The 16,537-nt window shown below is 64.3% G+C and carries 13 protein-coding genes; 5 read left to right on the top strand and 8 right to left on the bottom strand.

Going from position 1 to position 16,537, the window contains the following annotated elements:
- Nucleotides 1-50: 50 nt before the first annotated feature.
- Nucleotides 51-1,016, top strand: a complete 966-nt coding sequence (locus I2C21_RS07445) for an alpha/beta hydrolase (RefSeq protein ID WP_195278898.1) — start codon at nt 51-53, stop codon at nt 1,014-1,016.
- Nucleotides 1,017-1,085: 69 nt separating this feature from the next.
- On the opposite strand, the gene I2C21_RS07440 is transcribed toward I2C21_RS07445, so the two are convergent.
- The 4 genes from I2C21_RS07440 to fdxA form a co-directional block, all read right to left on the bottom strand.
- A complete protein-coding gene (locus I2C21_RS07440) occupies nt 1,086-2,504 on the bottom strand; it encodes an amidohydrolase family protein (protein WP_195278897.1) in 1,419 nt (472 codons plus the stop codon).
- 24 nt (nt 2,505-2,528) lie between these two features.
- Nucleotides 2,529-2,996: a hypothetical protein gene (locus tag I2C21_RS07435; RefSeq protein ID WP_186963744.1), complete on the bottom strand. Its 468-nt coding sequence runs from the start codon at nt 2,994-2,996 to the stop codon at nt 2,529-2,531.
- Between the two features lie 16 nt (nt 2,997-3,012).
- Complete coding sequence (brnQ, locus tag I2C21_RS07430; protein ID WP_101692702.1) at nt 3,013-4,314, bottom strand: branched-chain amino acid transport system II carrier protein; 1,302 nt, start codon at nt 4,312-4,314, stop codon at nt 3,013-3,015.
- Between the two features lie 157 nt (nt 4,315-4,471).
- On the bottom strand, nt 4,472-4,642 hold the full coding sequence (fdxA, locus tag I2C21_RS07425; protein ID WP_101692701.1) for a 4Fe-4S ferredoxin: 171 nt from the start codon (nt 4,640-4,642) through the stop codon (nt 4,472-4,474).
- Nucleotides 4,643-4,851: 209 nt separating this feature from the next.
- Here fdxA and I2C21_RS07420 point away from each other — a divergent pair, with 209 nt between their 5' ends.
- The 3 genes from I2C21_RS07420 to malQ all read left to right on the top strand — a co-directional run bounded on the left by I2C21_RS07420 (nt 4,852) and on the right by malQ (nt 9,431).
- Entirely contained in the window at nt 4,852-7,338 is a 2,487-nt protein-coding gene (locus I2C21_RS07420) for an ATP-dependent Clp protease ATP-binding subunit (RefSeq protein WP_195278896.1), read from the top strand.
- Complete coding sequence (locus I2C21_RS07415) at nt 7,335-7,871, top strand: DUF4358 domain-containing protein (protein ID WP_193538084.1); 537 nt, start codon at nt 7,335-7,337, stop codon at nt 7,869-7,871. Before I2C21_RS07420 ends, I2C21_RS07415 begins: the two co-directional genes overlap by 4 nt.
- Before the next feature lie 72 nt (nt 7,872-7,943).
- Nucleotides 7,944-9,431, top strand: coding sequence for a 4-alpha-glucanotransferase (gene malQ / locus I2C21_RS07410; protein ID WP_195278895.1), 1,488 nt, complete (start codon nt 7,944-7,946; stop codon nt 9,429-9,431).
- An 84-nt stretch (nt 9,432-9,515) separates the two neighbouring features.
- On the opposite strand, the gene I2C21_RS07405 is transcribed toward malQ, so the two are convergent.
- From I2C21_RS07405 to I2C21_RS07395, 3 genes are all read right to left on the bottom strand, one after another.
- Nucleotides 9,516-10,742, bottom strand: a complete 1,227-nt coding sequence (locus I2C21_RS07405; RefSeq protein WP_101692698.1) for an aspartate kinase — start codon at nt 10,740-10,742, stop codon at nt 9,516-9,518.
- Nucleotides 10,743-10,854: 112 nt separating this feature from the next.
- Nucleotides 10,855-12,057 carry a homoserine dehydrogenase gene (locus tag I2C21_RS07400; protein ID WP_193538089.1) on the bottom strand — a complete coding sequence of 401 codons (1,203 nt, stop codon included), beginning with the start codon at nt 12,055-12,057 and terminating at the stop codon, nt 10,855-10,857.
- A gap of 22 nt (nt 12,058-12,079) precedes the next feature.
- The gene (locus I2C21_RS07395; protein ID WP_101692696.1) at nt 12,080-12,520 is read right to left on the bottom strand and encodes an ACT domain-containing protein; all 441 of its coding nucleotides are present in this window, start codon (nt 12,518-12,520) and stop codon (nt 12,080-12,082) included.
- A 177-nt stretch (nt 12,521-12,697) separates the two neighbouring features.
- On the opposite strand from I2C21_RS07395, the gene ytvI reads away from it, so the two are divergent.
- Entirely contained in the window at nt 12,698-13,768 is a 1,071-nt protein-coding gene (gene ytvI, locus I2C21_RS07390; protein ID WP_195278894.1) for a sporulation integral membrane protein YtvI, read from the top strand.
- 63 nt (nt 13,769-13,831) lie between these two features.
- Here the strand turns inward: ytvI and I2C21_RS07385 are convergent, their stop codons facing one another.
- A complete protein-coding gene (locus I2C21_RS07385; RefSeq protein ID WP_193538091.1) occupies nt 13,832-16,471 on the bottom strand; it encodes a transglycosylase domain-containing protein in 2,640 nt (879 codons plus the stop codon).
- Nucleotides 16,472-16,537 lie beyond the last annotated feature (66 nt).

Below are 16,537 nucleotides of genomic sequence, written 5' to 3'. Positions count from 1 at the left end.
TACCTCTTTTCTATATTACAAGCTCCCACGTACAAGGAGGACCTGTGTCCATGAAACGAACCATGCTCTTCTCCAAATCCGACCGGGCCCGCTCCGAATCCCGGCGGGCCGAGCAGCGGCGCCTGACCGGCATGATGAAGGCCCTCAAGGCCATCCACACCGCCACCTCTCCCGAGTCCATGGACCCGGAGGATCTGGAGCGCCAGCGCAAGGGGCAGGAGGTCCTGGGCCGCCTGGCCGCCCCCATGGCCGGGATGAGCTGGGAGCCCTTCTCCCTCTCCGGCATGAATGCGGCCTGGGTCCGGCCCAACCGGGGCCACGACCGCCGCCACGCCATCCTCTACTGCCACGGCGGAGGCTATACCAGCGGCAATCTGGGCTATTCCCGCCCCATCGCCTCCAAGCTGGCGGCGGTCACCGGGTATGAGGTCCTCTCCTTTGAATACCGCCTGGCTCCGGAGCACCCCTATCCCGCCGCGGTGGAGGACGCCATCCGGGCCTGGGACCACCTGATGTACCTGGGCTACGGTGCCCGGGACATCGTGGTGGCTGGAGATTCGGCGGGCGGGAATCTGGCCCTGGTGCTCACCCACCGGCTCAAGGCCATGGGGCGCAGGCTCCCCGCCTCTCTCATTCTCATGTCCCCCTGGACCGATATGACGGCCAGCGGGCGCTCCTATCAGGAGCGGGCCGAGCTGGACCCCTCCCTCACGCTGGAGTATATCCAGGCCGTCCGGGGGGCCTATGCCCGGGGGGAGGACTGGACCTCCCCCTACCTCTCCCCCCTGTTCGGGGATTTCTCCGGCTTTCCGCCCGTCCTCATCCAGGCGGGCACCCACGAGATTCTGCTCTCCGACTCGGTCCGCCTGCGGGACCGGCTGGTGGCGGCCGGCATCCCCTGCCGCCTGGAGGTCTGGAACGGCATGTGGCACGTCTTTCAGATGTTCCCCCTCAAGCGCTCCAACGAGGCCATGGAGAGCATCGGCCGCTTCCTGCTGGAACAGCTCTCCATCTGATCTTCTCTCTTACAGCAAAATACCCCCAGACCCATGTAGGTCTGGGGGTATTTCTTTCTCTCAGAAGGATCAGTTCTCCTGGGCTCTGGTCTTGAAGCTCTCCCACTTGTGGCCCTCGCCCCGGTTGGTGATCTTGCCGCGGCGGCACAGGCCCTCGGCGGCGCGCTGGCCGTTGGCGATGATGCTCTCATCGCTGGCGGTGGTCAGATGGCCGCTCTCCAGCACCATGCGTCCATCCACCATCACATCGGTGATGTTCTGCATCCCGGAGGAGTACACCAGGGTGGAGACGGGGTTGTGCATGGGGGTGGACTTCTGGCTGGCCGCCGGGTCGAAGAAGACCAGATCGGCCTTCTTGCCCACCTCGATGGAGCCGATCTCCTCCTCCATGCCGATGGAGCGGGCGCCGTCGATGGTGGCCATCTCCAGCACCTTCTCGGCGGTGACCGCCATGGGGTCCAGGGTCTTGACCTTGTGCTGGAGGGCGGTGCACTTCATCAGCTCGATCATATCCTGGGAGTTGTTGCTGGCCGCGCCGTCCAGGCCCAGGCCCACGGTCAGGCCCTTGCGCAGCATCTCGGGCACCGGAGCCACGCCGTCGGCCAGGTACATGTTGGAGCAGACGTCGTGGGACACCTTCATGTCGTACTGCTTCATCAGCTCCATATCCTGCTCGTTGACCCAGCAGCAGTGGACCATGAGCACGTTGGGGCCCAGGATGTTCAGCTTCTTCAGCAGATCCACGTCGTTGCACCCGTGGACCCACTCGGTGGCCATGCGGGCATACTCCGTCTCGGACACGTGGACAGTAAAGCCCGCGCCGTATTCATTGACCACGCGCCACTGCATCTTCAGCATCTCGTCCGAGTTGGACCACATGGAGGACGGAGCGGCCCAGATCTTCAGGCGGCCGTTTTCGGTATTGTGATAGGTGCGGAACAGCCGGTGGAGATCAGCCTCCACGTCGGCCACCTTCTCGCACAGGTCGGGGCAGGTGCCGTACTCCACGCCGGTGTCCATGGTGCCGCGGCCCACGATGCCGCGTACGCCCAGGTCCTTCACCGCGCGGCAGATCCCGTCGGTCAGTCCGCCCTTGCTGTGGCAGTGCATGTAATCCACCGTGGTGGTCACGCCGCTGTGCAGGGCTTCCGACAGGCCCAGCATGGCGGCATGGTATGTGTCCTCCGCCTCCAGGTAGACCGCCGCGGGGAACATCATATGGGAGAGCCAGTCGCTCAGCTCCATGTCGTCTCCGATGCCCTTGAGCAGGGTCTGGAAGAGGTGGGTGTGGTTGTCGATAAAGCCAGGGAAGATCACCTTTCCTCCCGCGTCCACGACGCGGTCGGGGGCAGGGTATTTGGCGTTCAGCTCAGCGCTGGGACCAAGATCGGCGATGCGGTCATCCCGAACCAGGATGGCTCCGTCCCAGAGAATGCGGCGCTGCGGGTCCACCGTCACGATGACGGCATTGCGAATGAGCTGTTCCATGGAGTATCCTTCCTTCCAATCTGTTTATGTGGGAGCGATACTGCCCAGTTCCAGCACAGGTCGGTCACCCAGGAATCCGGCTCGTCCTGTTCCCTCCGCCACCGTCCGGCAGAAATAGGCATAAAGCTCAGATTCTTTATACTCTTTATATGAGTATCTGTCAAGAGGATAATCGTAATCCAGGGTGAGATAGCCCATCTTTTCCAGCTCCAGCAGCATGGCCGCCGTCTCTTTCACCGACTCCATGCTCTCGTCGGGCGCGCGGAGATAGACCGGGGCAAGGGCCACGGCGCAGAAATCCTCCTCCACGCTGCTCTCCACCAGAAAGCGGGCCACCGGAAGGAAGTGATGGTGGTGCAGATGGTGGAGAAAGTCCTCCATAGCGGGGGTCAGCTCCCCCTGTGCAGGTCCATGTTCGTGCCCGCACCCGCAGTCGTGGGTATGGGTATGGCTGTGGTCATGGCCGCAGCCGCAGTGACCGTCGTGATGCATTTCTTTTTCCTCCCAATTACGCTTCCGCTTTCTTGCCGGACAGGATCAGGCCCACGATCACGCCCACGGCGGCGGGCAGGATCCAGCCCAGATTCAGCTCGGCCAGCGGCATTCCGTTCAAGACCTCCAGCTTCAAAAGGCGCTGCACCTCAAAGAGGATACTGGCCACTCCGGTGAAGAGGATGGTCATGGGGTATACCATCCGCCGTCCCTCCAGCCAGGGCTGGGCATAGGCCAGCAGGATGAGCATGATGACCACCGGATAGATCATGTTGAGCACCGGCCCGGAGACGGCCAGGATCTGGTTGAGTCCCGCGTTGGCCAGAACCATGCTCACCACCGCAAAGAGGACCGCCCAGGCCCGGTAGGAGAGCTTGGGGCAGATGCTGTTGAAATACTCGCCGCAGGAGCAGATCAGGCCCACGCACACATTGAAGCAGGCGATGACGAAGATGGCCGCCAGCAGCACGTTGCCCAGCCGTCCGAACAGGGCGGCCACGATGTTGGTCAGCGCCTGGGCCCCGTTCTCCGGATTGGGGAAGGCGCCGCCCGAGAGGGCGCCGATGTGGGCCAGCATGGAGTAGATCACAAAGAGCAGCACACCCGCGATGATGCCTGCCCGGACCGCTCCGCGGACCACGGCGCGGTCCTCCTCCACGCCCCGGGCGCGGATGTTCAGGCTGATGATGATGCCGAAGACCAGCGCCGCGATGGTATCCATGGTGTTGTATCCCGCCAAAAAGCCGGTGGAGACGGCCTGGACCGGGGTCTCATAGCCCGCGCCGGCCGCGCCGTATCCCTCCAGCGGATTGATCACGCATCCCACAAAGGTGATGACGATCAGGGCGATGAGGATGGGACACATGATCTTGCCCAGCCGGTCGGTGAGCTTTTCCGGCCGCAGGGCCACGATGAGGGCCAGGACGAAAAACACCAGGGAGTAGATCAGCTGATAGACCGCAATGGGGGCGTCTCCGCCCACAAAGGGGGGTACGGCCATCTCAAAGGACGTGCTGGCGGTACGGGGAATGGCCAGACAGGGGCCGATGGCCAGATAGGCGATCACCGTAAAGATCTTTGCAAACAGGGGGTGGACCCGGCCGCCCAGGACGTCCAGCCCCCCCGAGCGGGCCACCGCGATGATGCCCAATACCGGAAGGCCCACCGCGCTCAGGGTCATGCCCAGCATGGCAAACCAGGTCATGGTCCCGGCCTGAGCCGCAATATTGGGCGGAAAAATCAAATTTCCCGCCCCAAAAAACATGGAAAACAGGGTGAATCCTACCAGCAGCAGGTCCCTGCTCTTGAGCTGCTTCATGCTCGCTCCTCCTTTTTCTCTCTGGAATACGCATGAGTTTACATGATGGTAGTATACAGGATTTCCGCCCCGTTGTAAACAAATGTATTTCATGCAAACACAAAAACAGGGACCCGTCTAGGACGGGTCCCTGTTTTTCAGTTCTCAGATGAGACGATTAGCCCTGGGAGATCGCTCCGACGGGGCAGGTATCAGCGCAGGTACCGCAGTCGATGCAGGAACCGGCGTCGATCTCGTAGTGCTCGTCACCCTCGTGGATGGCGGACACGGGGCAGGCGCCAGCGCAGGAGCCGCAGCTCACGCAATCGCCGCTAATCACATATGCCATAGGTAACACCTCCAAACTTAAACTAACCACATTGTAACACGAATTTTTAAAATTGCAATGCTAAATTCACAGAATACTGGGTATATTTTTGGATGGCAGAATTTCCAGCTTTTGTGCGATCGAATTTTACTGAGGAAAGAGGCGTTACCATGGGGCCGATCCAAAAAAGAACCCGGAGATTCCGATTCTCCGCAAAACGAGGTGATCGTTTGAACGACGTGAATTTTACCCAGCGGGCCCAGACCGCTCTGCGTCTGGCCCAGGAGAGCGCCGCGGAGCTGGGGCACGGCTATGTGGGTACGGAGCATCTCCTGCTTGGACTGCTGCGGGAGGGCGGGGGCGTGGCCGCCCGGGTCCTCCAGAGCGCGGGACTGGAGGCCGAGACCATCCGCACCGCCATCCTGCGTGCGGTGGGCTCGGGGATACCGGGGGCCCTCCCCTCCCAGGGGCTCACCCCCCGCTTCCGGCACATCATCGAGCTGGCCCTGGCCCACGCCGGACGGCTGGGTCAGGACTACGTGGGCACGGAGCACCTCCTGCTGGGCCTGCTCCAGGAGGGAGAGGGCGTGGCCATCCGGGTCCTCTCGGCCTGCGGGCAGGACCCCCGGCGTCTGGCGGGAGATCTCTCCGCGGCCATGGGAGGAGAGCTCCCCCCGCCCTTCCGCAGCGGTGGAAAGGCCAAATCCGAGCCTGATTACACCGGCGCCGGGGACAGCAAACTCCTGGAGCAGTTCTCCCGGGACCTGACGCGCATGGCGGCCAGCGGCCTGCTGGACCCGGTGGTGGGCCGGGACGATGAAATCGACCGGGTGATCCAGATCCTCTCCCGCCGGCGCAAGAACAATCCCGCCCTGATCGGAGAGCCCGGCGTGGGCAAGACCGCCGTGGCCGAGGGCCTGGCCCGCCGCCTGGCCGCCGGGGAGGTCCCCGACGAGCTGCGCAGCAAGCGCCTGCTGGCCCTGGACCTCTCCTCCATGGTGGCGGGCACCAAGTACCGGGGCGAGTTTGAGGAGCGGGTCAAGCAGCTGCTGGGCGAGGTGGTGCGCCTGGGCAACATCATCCTCTTCATTGACGAGCTCCACACCATCGTGGGCGCCGGCTCCGCCGAGGGCGCCATCGACGCGGCCAACATCATCAAGCCCGCCCTGGGCCGGGGGGAGATCCAGGTCATCGGCGCCACCACCACCAGCGAGTACCGCCGCTATATCGAAAAGGACGCGGCGCTGGAGCGGCGCTTCCAGCCCGTTACCGTCTCCGAGCCCGACGAGGCCACCGCCCGCTCCATCCTGCTGGGGATCCGGGGCCGGTATGAGGCCCACCATAAGCTGCGCATCTCCGACGAGGCCCTGGACGCGGCCCTCTCCCTCTCCATCCGCTATCTGGCCGACCGCCGCCTGCCTGACAAGGCCATCGACCTGATGGACGAGGCGGCCGCCCTGGTGCGTCTGGAGCGGCTCTCCGCGCCCGCCGACCTGCGGGAGCTGGAGGAGCGGGTGGCTCAGGCCCGGCGGGAGAAGGAGGAGGCCATCCGCAGTCAGGATTTTGAAAAGGCCGCCATGCTCCGGGACGCCGAGAGCGATTTCCGCCGGGAGCTGGACCGGGAGCGCACCCTCTGGCACAGCGGACAGAACGTGGGGGAAGTCACCGCCGAGGATGTGGCCCAGGTGGTCTCCCGCTGGACAGGGGTCCCCGTCACCTCCCTCACCCAGAGTGAAAAGGACCGCCTCCTCGCCCTGGAGAGGGAGCTCCACCGCCGGGTGATCGGCCAGGACGAGGCGGTCCGGGCGGTGGCCCGGGCGGTGCGCCGGGGCCGGGTGGGGCTGAAGGAGCCCGGCCGTCCCATCGGGGTCTTTCTCTTTCTGGGGCCCACCGGCGTGGGCAAGACGGAGCTCTGCAAGGCCCTGGCCGCCGCCCTCTTCGGCAGTGAAGAGGCCCTCCTCCGCTTCGACATGTCCGAGTATATGGAGCGGCACACGGTCTCCCGCCTGATCGGCTCCCCGCCGGGTTATATCGGCCACGATGAGGGGGGACAGCTCACCGAGGCGGTGCGCCGGCGTCCCTACTCGGTCCTCCTCTTTGACGAGCTGGAGAAGGCCCACGAGGACGTCTGGGGCCTCCTCCTCCAGATCACTGAGGACGGAGTGGTCACCGACACCCAGGGCCGGAAGGCGGATTTCCGCAACACGGTCATTGTCATGACCTCCAACGTGGGGGCGGGGCGCATCACCGCCAAGGGTGGCAAGCTGGGCTTCCAGTCGGCCCTCTCCTCCGGGGAGACCCGCCCCCTGACCGAGCTCAAAGAGGCCGTGATGGGCGACCTGAAGCGGGTCTTCCGGCCGGAATTCCTCAACCGGCTGGATGACACCATCGTGTTCCGCCAGCTGGAGCGGGAACAGATCCGCACCATCGCCCGCCGGATGCTGGACGGCGTGGGTGAGCGGCTGGGCCGCCTGGGGGTCTCCCTGCACGTGGAGGAGGACGCCCTGGAACAGCTGGCCCGGGAGGGCTTCGCCCCCGACTACGGTGCGCGCCCCCTCCGCCGGGCCATCCGCGCCCGGGTGGAGGACCCCGCCGCCGAGGCTCTGCTCTCCGGCGCCCTCCAGGCCGGAGGGGCCGTCCGGCTGGTCCTGCGGGAGGGCGCCCTCGCCCTGGAACCCCAATCCCCCGCCACAAACGAAAGGAGTCTGGAACCATGATACTGCGCCATACACGCCTGTTCCCTGCGATCCTGCTGCTCACTGCCCTGCTCTGCTCCTGCTCGGCCTCCCCTGCCCCTTCCCTCTCCCCGGAGGAGCGTACCCAGCTCTACCGCTCCGCCATCGAGCGCGCCCGGGACCAGGAGACGAACGAGGCCCTCCCGGTCCTCAGCGACCCGGAGGACGAGCGGGCCGATCTGCTCCTCTCCCTTCTGGGGGTCACCCCGGAGGACCTGGAGTCCTTTGCCGTGGCGGTCTCCCCCATGAACATCAAGGCCTATGGCATCGCCCTGATCCTCCCCGCCGACGGGCGGGAGGATGTGGTCCGCGATGGGCTGGATTCCTTTGTGGAGACCCAGAAAAACAATTTTGAGTTCTATCTGGCCGACCAGTACGCCATCGCCGAGGATGCCCGGGTGGAGACCCTGGCCGACGGCACCTGTCTGCTGGTCCTATGTGAGGACGCCGACGGGGTCCTGGACGCCATCCGCAGCACGTTGGAGGAGGGCGGCATCCCCGCCGGGCTTTCTTGACAGCCTCCGCGCCGCCGCTCTATAATGGAGCAGAACCTGCGGCCCTCCGGCCGCACGATTGGAGGTCATACGATGCTCACTTACCGCTCCAGCGGCATCCTGCTCCCCATCTCCGCCCTTCCCGGCGATTACGGTATCGGGACCCTGGGGGCCAAGGCCCGCCGCTTTGTGGATTTTCTCTGTGACGCCGGACAGCATTACTGGCAGATCCTCCCTCTGGTCCCTCCCGGTGGAGGGGACTCCCCCTATATGTCCCCCTCCTCCTTTGCGGGCAACCCCTTTTTCCTGGATCTGGAGACTCTGGCCCAGGACGGCCTGCTCACCGCCCAGGAGCTGAGTGAATCCCAGTATCCCAATCCCGACCGGGTGGATTACCCCTGGCTCCACATGAACCGCCCTGCCCTGCTCCGCAAGGCGTGGGAACGGGGCCGGACCCGCTATGCCCAGGAGCTGGACCGCTTCCTGGAGGAGGAGGCCGACTGGCTGCCCGACTTTGCCTTCTTCCTGGCTCTGCGGGGCCATTTCGGCGGCGCCGAGCTGAAGGACTGGCCCCGGGAAGTGCGTACCCGCCAGCCCGAGGCCCTCGCCCCCCTGCGGGAGGCCCTGGCCGAAGAGATCTCCTACCATGCGTTCCTGCAATTCCTCTTTTTCCGCCAGTGGGACGCCCTCAAGCGCTACGCCAACGAGCGGGGGATCTCCATCATCGGCGACCTGCCCATCTACGTCTCTCCCGACTCGGCGGAGGTCTGGGCCAACCCCTCCCTCTTCCAGCTGGATGAGGACTTCCACCCAACCGCCGTGGCGGGCGTGCCCCCGGATGCCTTCAGCGACGAGGGCCAGCACTGGGGCAATCCCCTCTACGACTGGGACTATCACCGCGCCACCGGCTATGCCTGGTGGCGCCGCCGGGGAGATCAGATGGCCCGGCTCTACGACGTGGTGCGCATCGACCACTTCCGCGCCTTCCACACCTACTGGTCCATTCCCCTGGACGCGTCCACCGCCAAGGCCGGCCACTGGGAGCCCGGCCCCGGTCTGGAGCTGGTGGAGCTCCTCTCGGCCATCCCCGGGCTCCATCTCATCGCCGAGGACCTGGGCGACCTGGACGACGAGGTCCGGGCCTTTATCGCCCAGAGCGGCCTGCCCGGCATGAAGATCCTGATCTACGCCTTTGATCCGGTAGGGGAGAGCTCCTATCTGCCCCACAACTGTCCGCCCAATTCCATCATCTACACCGGCACCCACGACACCCCCACCTTTGTCCAGTGGCTCTTTGAGGAGTCCAGCGCCGCCGAGCGGGAGTATGCCTCCGACTACCTCCGCCTCCGGGGAGACGAGGGCTTCGGCTGGGGGGCCGTGTGCGGGGCCTGGGCCTCTCCCTCCCGCCTGGCCATGGTCCCCATGCAGGACCTGCTGGGCCTGGGCTCCGACGCCCGGATGAACGCCCCCGGCACCATGGGGCCCCAGAACTGGAGCTGGCGGGTGCGGGAGGCCGCCTTCAACCCGGACGTGTCCACCCGCCTCCGGAAGATCACCCGCACCTACCGCCGCTGTCTGTGATCGTCACAGGTATCCAAACATTGCTCCGACACGCTGAGAGCCCGGACGGCTATGCCGTCCGGGCTCTTTTTCTGCTGTATCGATTTAGTTGTGGCTTCCGAACTGGGAGAAGAAGCGGTCGTGGATCGCCTGGACCGCCCGGTCGGCCTCGTTCTTGTTCACCAGCACCGAGATCTTGATCTCGGACGTGGAGATCATGTTGATGTTGACGCCCGCGCTGTACAGGGCCTCAAACATCTGGGAGGCCACGCCGGCGTTGTTTACCATACCGGCGCCCACAATGGAGATCTTGGCCACGGTGTCCACGATGTCCACGTGGTCGTAGTGGAGGGCGGACTTGCGCTCCTCCAGCAGCTCCCGGACCCGCTCCATGTCCCCATGGCCGACGGTGAAGCTGATATCCTTGGTCTGGTCACGGCCGATGGACTGGAGAATGATATCGACGTTGATATTTTCCTTCCCCAGCATGGAGAAGATCTTAAAGGCAATACCCGGCTCATCGGCCAGGCCAATGATGGCCACACGGGCAATATCGGTATCCTTGGCAACGCCGCTGACATATACTTTTTCCATGTTTTTAGTAACCTCCTTGACTTTGGTGCCAGGCTGTCCGGAAAAGCTGGAGAGCACCTCCAGATTGACATTGTAGCGCTTGGCCATTTCCACCGAGCGGTTGTGGAGGACCTGGGCGCCCAGGCTGGCCAGCTCCAGCATCTCGTCATAGGTGATCTCATCCAGTTTGCGCGCGCCCTTGACCCGGCGGGGATCGGCGGTATAGACACCGTCCACGTCGGTGTAGATCTGACACAGATCCGCATGGAGGGCGGCGGCCAGAGCCACGGCAGAGGTATCCGACCCGCCCCGGCCCAGTGTGGTGATGTCGTCGTACTTGTTCACGCCCTGGAAGCCGGTGACGATCACGATGCTTCTGCGGTCCAGCTCGGCCAGGATGCGCTCGGGCCCGATGCGCTTGATGCGGGCGTTGCTGTAAGCGGAGTTGGTCTTCATCCCGGCCTGCCACCCGGTCAGAGAGACGACCGGATAGCCCATGGCCTCAATGGCCATGGCGCACAGGGAACAGGAGATCTGCTCTCCGGTGGAGAGGAGCATATCCATCTCCCGCTTGGAGGCCTTCGGGTTGATCTCCGCCGCCTTGGCGATCAGGTCGTCGGTGGTGTCCCCCTGGGCCGAGAGGACGGCCACCACATTGTGGCCCCGGCGGTAGGTCTCCGTGATGATACGCGCCACATTGCGGATCTTATCCGCATCGGCGACTGAGGAGCCGCCGAATTTCTGTACAATCAATCCCATGGTATCTATGTACCCCCTAAAACTTCAGAGTGGAGCGTTGTCCGCTCGGAAGGAACGGCGGCCGGAGCGGCCCCCTTCCTCTCACTATCTTATGTTCTGCTCCCCCGAGCCGTCAGTCCAGCACCCGCTGAGCCAGAACGACCCGTCCGAATCCGGACAGGCTCTCCCGCAGCTGCGCGCCGCTCATGGCGCCGGTGAGGAAGGCCCGCTCGCCTGCCGGGGCGTCCGGACGCGTGAGCTCCTGCACCCCTTCGGGGAGGGCGGCGGCCTCCGCCAGACGGACATACCAGCGGCTCTCCAGCGCATCGGCCGGGGCCACCGTATCCTCGCCGCCGGGCGCCCAGGACAGCTCTCCCGGGCCCTTCCGGTGTTTGGCCACGTCCATCACGTCGGCCACCACCGCGGAGGCGGTGGGCCGCTTTCCGGCTCCACGGCCGTAGAACATCACATCGCCCACCGCGTTTCCCTTCACGGTGATGGCGTTGAACACATCCTCCACACCGGAGAGCGGGTTTTCCTCCTCCACCAGGTGGGGCGCCACATAGATGCACAGACGCCCGTCCGCCTGCCGGATGGCCCGGCCCAGCAGCTTCCAGCGGTATCCGGCGCTCCCGGCATAGGCCACGTCGGCCCCGGTCAGCTCTGTGATCCCCTGTGTGGGGACCTGCCGGGGGTAGATATGCCGTCCAAAGGCCAGGGAGGCGAGAATGCAGATCTTCCGGCAGGCGTCATGGCCCTGGATGTCGGCGGTGGGATCTGCCTCGGCATAGCCATTGTCCTGGGCCTCTTTCAGGGCCGCTTCAAAGGAGAGCCCGCCCCGGATCATCCGGGTCAGGATATAGTTGGTGGTCCCGTTGAGGATGCCCGTGATCTCCTCGATCTCATTGGCCGCCAGGCACTGGCTCAGCGGCCGAATGATGGGGATGCCCCCACCCACGCTGGCCTCAAAGAGATAGCGCGCGCCGTGCTCTCGGGCCAGCTGGAGCAGCTCATACCCGTGCTCGGCCACCAGCTCCTTGTTGGCGGTCACCACGCTCTTCCCGGCCCGCAGTGCCCGCTCCGTGTACTCTTTGGCCGCGCCGGTGCCGCCCATGACCTCGACCACCACTTCCACCTGGGGATCCTGCTCAATCAGGGAAAAGTCCCGGACCATCCGGTCCCGGAAGGGGCTGTCCGGATAATCCCGGCGCACCAGGATATATTTGACGCCGATCTCCTCTTCCGCCCGGCGGCCGATAGCCCCGGCGTTTTCGTGCAGGACCTCCGCCACGCCGGAACCCACCACGCCGTAGCCCAGAATTGCCACATGTATCATATTTCGTTCTCTTCCTCTCTGCTCAGCCGGCCAGAATCTCGCAGCGCACCACGCCCTCCACGTTGAGCGCCTGCGCCAGCAGCTCCTCCAGAGAGAGCTGCAGGCCCGACGTCTCCGCGCCGATGGTCACGGCCGCGCAGCCGTTGACCGGGATCCCCTGATTGATGGTCAGAATATTCCCGCCGCTCTGGGCAAAGATATTGAGGACTGCCGAGAGTACGCCCGGCTCATCCTTCAGCAGGATCTGGAAGGTGACGATACGCCCGTGGAGCATATCGTTGAAGGGCCGTACCGCATCCTTATATTTATAAAACGCACTGCGGCTGATCCCCACACGGCGGGTCGCGGCGTTGACAGTATCCACCTCGCCAGTCTCCAGAAGGCGCTTGGCTTCCGCCACCTTGAGGAAAATCTCCGGCAGCGCTCCGGCCTCCACGATAAAATAATTCGGTGTCTTGCTCAACGTCAATCCCTCCTCAATGTCCTTCTCCGAAAAGCAATTGTTCATCGAATTGTTATCATTTTAGCACAGTAAACTGCGACAATCAACCGCCGATTTCGCGTGAAAGCCAACAGTTTTACAGTCTATCATCCCCACTTTTTCGTCAAAATAACCACATCGTTGGAAAGGAGGACCCCCATGCCCCCGCCGCCTTCGCCCCTGATTCCTGTCCGCGTCTTACAGGCCATCCTTGTGCTGGGAGGACTCTGGTTTCTGCTGCCCATCGTACTTCCCTGCCTGCTGCCCTTTTTGCTGGCCCTCCTCTGCGCCGCCCTGCTGGAAGGGCCCGTGGCCTTTCTCACCCGGCGCGGAAGGCTCCCCCGCTTCCTGGCCGCGGCGCTGTGTACCCTGGTCTTCTTCCTTCTGCTGGCCGGTGGCCTGGGCCTGCTGGTGTGGCGGCTGGGAACGGAGTGCGCCGTGCTCCTCCAAAAGACGCCCCAGCTCCTCTCGGCCTTTACCGGCTGGCTGGGCGGGGTCCGGCGCTGGGCGGAGCGCTTCCTCATCGCAGCCCCCATCCCCCTTCAGGAGACCCTGCGGGGCGGGATGGAGGCGCTGGAGGACCAGGGAATGCGTCTGCTGGGGGATGCCTCGGGCCTGCTGGGGACCTGGCTGGCCCACGGGGCCTCCGCCCTGCCCCAGTGGGGTCTCTTTCTCTTTACCACCGCCCTGGCCACCTGCCTCATCAGCGCCGACCGGTCCCGCCTGCACGCGTTCTTCTGGCGTCAGGTCCCGGCTCGCTTCCGCACCCGCCTGCGGCATATGGTGGGTGCGGTGCGGGATGCCATGACCGGCTGGCTGCGGGCACAGGGGTGTCTCATGCTGGTCACGCTGTGTCTGCTCACGGCGGGCTTTCTGCTCCTGGGGGTGGATCTGGCCATTCTGGCCGCCGGCTTCACAGCACTGCTGGACGCCCTGCCGGTCTTCGGCGTGGGGATCGTCCTGCTGCCCTGGGCGCTGCTCTCCCTGCTGCGGGGGCAGACCTCCCTGGCGCTGGGACTGCTCCTCCTCTACGGCGTACTCTTTCTCACCCGCAGCATCCTGGAGCCCAAGCTGGTGGGAAAGGGCTCGGGTCTCCCCCCTCTGGCCGCGCTGCTCGCCATGTATACCGGCTTTATCCTGTGGGGGGCGGCGGGCATGATCTTCCTGCCCATGGCCGCCGTCATGCTCAAGGAGCTCCACGACCGAGGTCTGGTCCACCTCTGGAAATAACGACGCCCTCCGCCTTCCGGCTGAAGCAGCCGGGCCGCGGAGGGCTTTTGTTGCGCTATTCTATTACTGGGCGTCTGCCGGAGGGGCCACCTCTTCACTGGGCGGCGGAGAGGGTGTGGTTTCCGGCTCCTCCGTCTCCCCGCCCGGCTCGGTGGGCTCTGTACTGGGCTCGGGCGACGGTGTCACCACCGGCCACGTCTCCGGGTTATAGGGGTCAAAATCCGGGTAGAGGTCCGCGGGCGGGTAGGTGCTGGGGTCCATGGGATCGAAGGTCGACGGATCGTATTCCGTCGGCTTCTCCTGCTCCTGGGTGTGGACGGTGCACGTCCCCTGGGCCTGTACGTTCTGCAGGCGGTAGGCGTCGTCCCGGGCCCCTCTTCCGAAGGACTCCCGCTCGAAGCTGGGCAGAGAGATGGTGACGACCGTGGGTTCCACCCCGGCCTCATTCCCCTCCCGGGGACAGAACTCTCCGGCCACATGGTAGAGTCCGGTGCTCTCTCCGGAGGAATTGAGGATGGGGCTGTCCTTACAGACCTCAATGGTCTGCGTGTGGACGTCACAGTGCTCGGTGGGCTGGTCGCCGTTGAAGAAATAGGCGCCCTGCACCCGGTTCCCACGGGGATCCAGCGTACAGTTCGGACCGGCCAGCTTGCCGCTGTCGATACAGATGTTGACGGTCACCAGTCCCTCGGGCGTCTCAAAGTCCTTATTCTCCAGGCCCTGGTGGATGGGCTCCATCACCTTGCGCCACATCTGGGCCGCCGGGTTGGTGGAGCCGTTGTTGATGCGCTCGGGATACTGGGCGTATCCGGTCCACACGGCCGCCGTATAATAGGGGGAGTAGCCCACGAACCAGCGGTCCTTGTAGTCGTTGGTGGAGCCCGTCTTACCGGCGATGGTCATGCCGCTGAAGTAGGCCTCCCGGCCGGTCCCCACCCCGTTGGGGCTCTTGATGACGTTCTTGAGCATGCTGTTGATATACCACGCCGTGGTGGACTTGACCGCACTCTCTTCCTCCTGGGTGTTATCCAGAATGACCACTTCCTGGCCATCCTGCTCCCGGGTCACCTTGGTGTAGGTGCGGGGCTCCACGTACACGCCGCTGCGGGGGAAGACCGAGTAGGCCGCAGCCATATCGATCACCCGGGCGCCGTCGGTCAGACCGCCCAGGGAGAGCTGGGCCAGGCCCTCGTCGTTGCTCTTCTTGTTCTCCGCGCTGTGGACCAGCGTGCTGATGTGGAAGTGGTCTTCCAGGTACTCCATGGACTGTCCGATGCCCATTTCCTGGATCACCCGGGCCGGGACCGTGTTGGCCGACTGCTCCACCGCCTTGCTCACCGTCTCGCGGCCCCAGTAGTAGCCGTAGGAGTTGGAGGGCCAGGCAGAGCCGCTCAGCTCCATCACCGGCGTGTCATCAAAGACCGAGTTGGGAGTAATGAGTCCCAGATCGATGGCCGGGGCGTAGGCGGAGAGGGGCTTGATGGAGGAGCCCGGCTGCCGCTTGCTCATGGTGGCCATATTCAGCACCTGATTGGCCGTTTTTTCGCCCATGGCGCCGGCCATGGCCACCACGTCTCCGTCGTGATCCAGCACCACGATGGCCGACTCCAGCTGCTCGCCCCGGGAAGAGGTCTGGGGAAGGTTGTCCCGGTTGAGGTAGACCTCATCCACCACCTCCTGGACGTCCGGATCGATGCAGGAGTAGATCTTGAGTCCGCCGCTGTAAACCATGTTGCTGGCCACTTCTCTCGAGTAGCCGCCCTCTTCCACCAGGTCGTCGATCACATCCCGCACCACCTGCTCGGCATACCAGCTGAGCACATTAGTGGTATTTTCGTTCTCCTCATCCTCCCCCTTGGTGAAGTTCAGTCCGGCCTTGACCTGGGCGGCCGCCTCATCGTACTCGGCCTGGCTGATCTTCTCCTGCTCCAGCATGGCGTTGAGCACGTTCAGCGCCCGGTTGGCATTGTTTTCCGGATGCAGATAGGGGTTATACATGGAGGGGTTGTTGGTAATGCTGATGAGGCTGGCGCACTCGGCCAGGGAGAGCTCCCGCACATCCTTGCCGAAATAGTTCTCCGCGGCCGTGGACACACCGTAGCACTTCTGCCCCAGGTAAATATAGTTCAGATAGAGCTCCAGGATCTCTTCCTTGGTGTGGTACTTTTCAAAATCCAGCGCCCGGAAGATCTCCAGGATCTTGCGCTTGACGGTGACGTCGTCATAGTCGGTCATATTTTTGAGCAGCTGCTGGGTCAGGGTGGAGCCGCCCTGGATGTCCTCGCCGGTCATCATGCTCAGCACCGCCCGGGCGGTACGCACCCAGTCCACGCCGTTGTGCTTGTAAAAGCGCCGGTCCTCAATGGCGATGGTGGCGTTGATCAGATCCTCCGGGATCTCCTCATAGGGGATCCACACCCGGTTTTCCGTCCCGTAGAGGGACTGAAGCTCCACCGGCTGTCCGGTCTCCTTGTCGGTGTAGTAGATCGTACTGGCCAGCGCCGTGGAATAGGCCTGTGCATCCACATGGGCGTTGGGCAGGATCTCCGTCGTGATATAAACCGCCGCAAAGCAGGCCAGGAACGCACAGGTCACGAGCCCGATCAGGAACAGCGTCCCGATCCCCTTGAGGACGGTTCGCGCCGTATGTCCTCCGCTCCCCCGCGCGCGCCGGTCGTCGTTGGGATTCGTTGTTCTTGCCAAAGTGACACCTCCGGTATCGGTCGGCCAGCCCCGCCGCATTCTGCGGCCGGCTGCCATGGTATGGGT

Source organism: Clostridium sp. J1101437_171009_A5 (genome assembly GCF_015547905.1).
GTDB classification, from domain to species: domain Bacteria; phylum Bacillota; class Clostridia; order Oscillospirales; family Oscillospiraceae; genus Pseudoflavonifractor_A; species Pseudoflavonifractor_A gallinarum.
The sequence above is the reverse complement of the archived record's forward strand: the minus strand, read 5'-3'. Positions and strand labels throughout refer to the sequence as shown.

Coding starts and splice junctions, on each gene's coding strand:
- I2C21_RS07440 (WP_195278897.1), bottom strand. CDS start 2,504: ATGGAACAGCTCATTCGCAATGCCGTCATCGTGACGGTGGACCCGCAG.
- malQ (WP_195278895.1), top strand. CDS start 7,944: ATGCTCACTTACCGCTCCAGCGGCATCCTGCTCCCCATCTCCGCCCTT.
- brnQ (WP_101692702.1), bottom strand. CDS start 4,314: ATGAAGCAGCTCAAGAGCAGGGACCTGCTGCTGGTAGGATTCACCCTG.
- I2C21_RS07415 (WP_193538084.1), top strand. CDS start 7,335: ATGATACTGCGCCATACACGCCTGTTCCCTGCGATCCTGCTGCTCACT.
- ytvI (WP_195278894.1), top strand. CDS start 12,698: ATGCCCCCGCCGCCTTCGCCCCTGATTCCTGTCCGCGTCTTACAGGCC.
- I2C21_RS07445 (WP_195278898.1), top strand. CDS start 51: ATGAAACGAACCATGCTCTTCTCCAAATCCGACCGGGCCCGCTCCGAA.
- fdxA (WP_101692701.1), bottom strand. CDS start 4,642: ATGGCATATGTGATTAGCGGCGATTGCGTGAGCTGCGGCTCCTGCGCT.
- I2C21_RS07405 (WP_101692698.1), bottom strand. CDS start 10,742: ATGGGATTGATTGTACAGAAATTCGGCGGCTCCTCAGTCGCCGATGCG.
- I2C21_RS07435 (WP_186963744.1), bottom strand. CDS start 2,996: ATGCATCACGACGGTCACTGCGGCTGCGGCCATGACCACAGCCATACC.
- I2C21_RS07400 (WP_193538089.1), bottom strand. CDS start 12,057: ATGATACATGTGGCAATTCTGGGCTACGGCGTGGTGGGTTCCGGCGTG.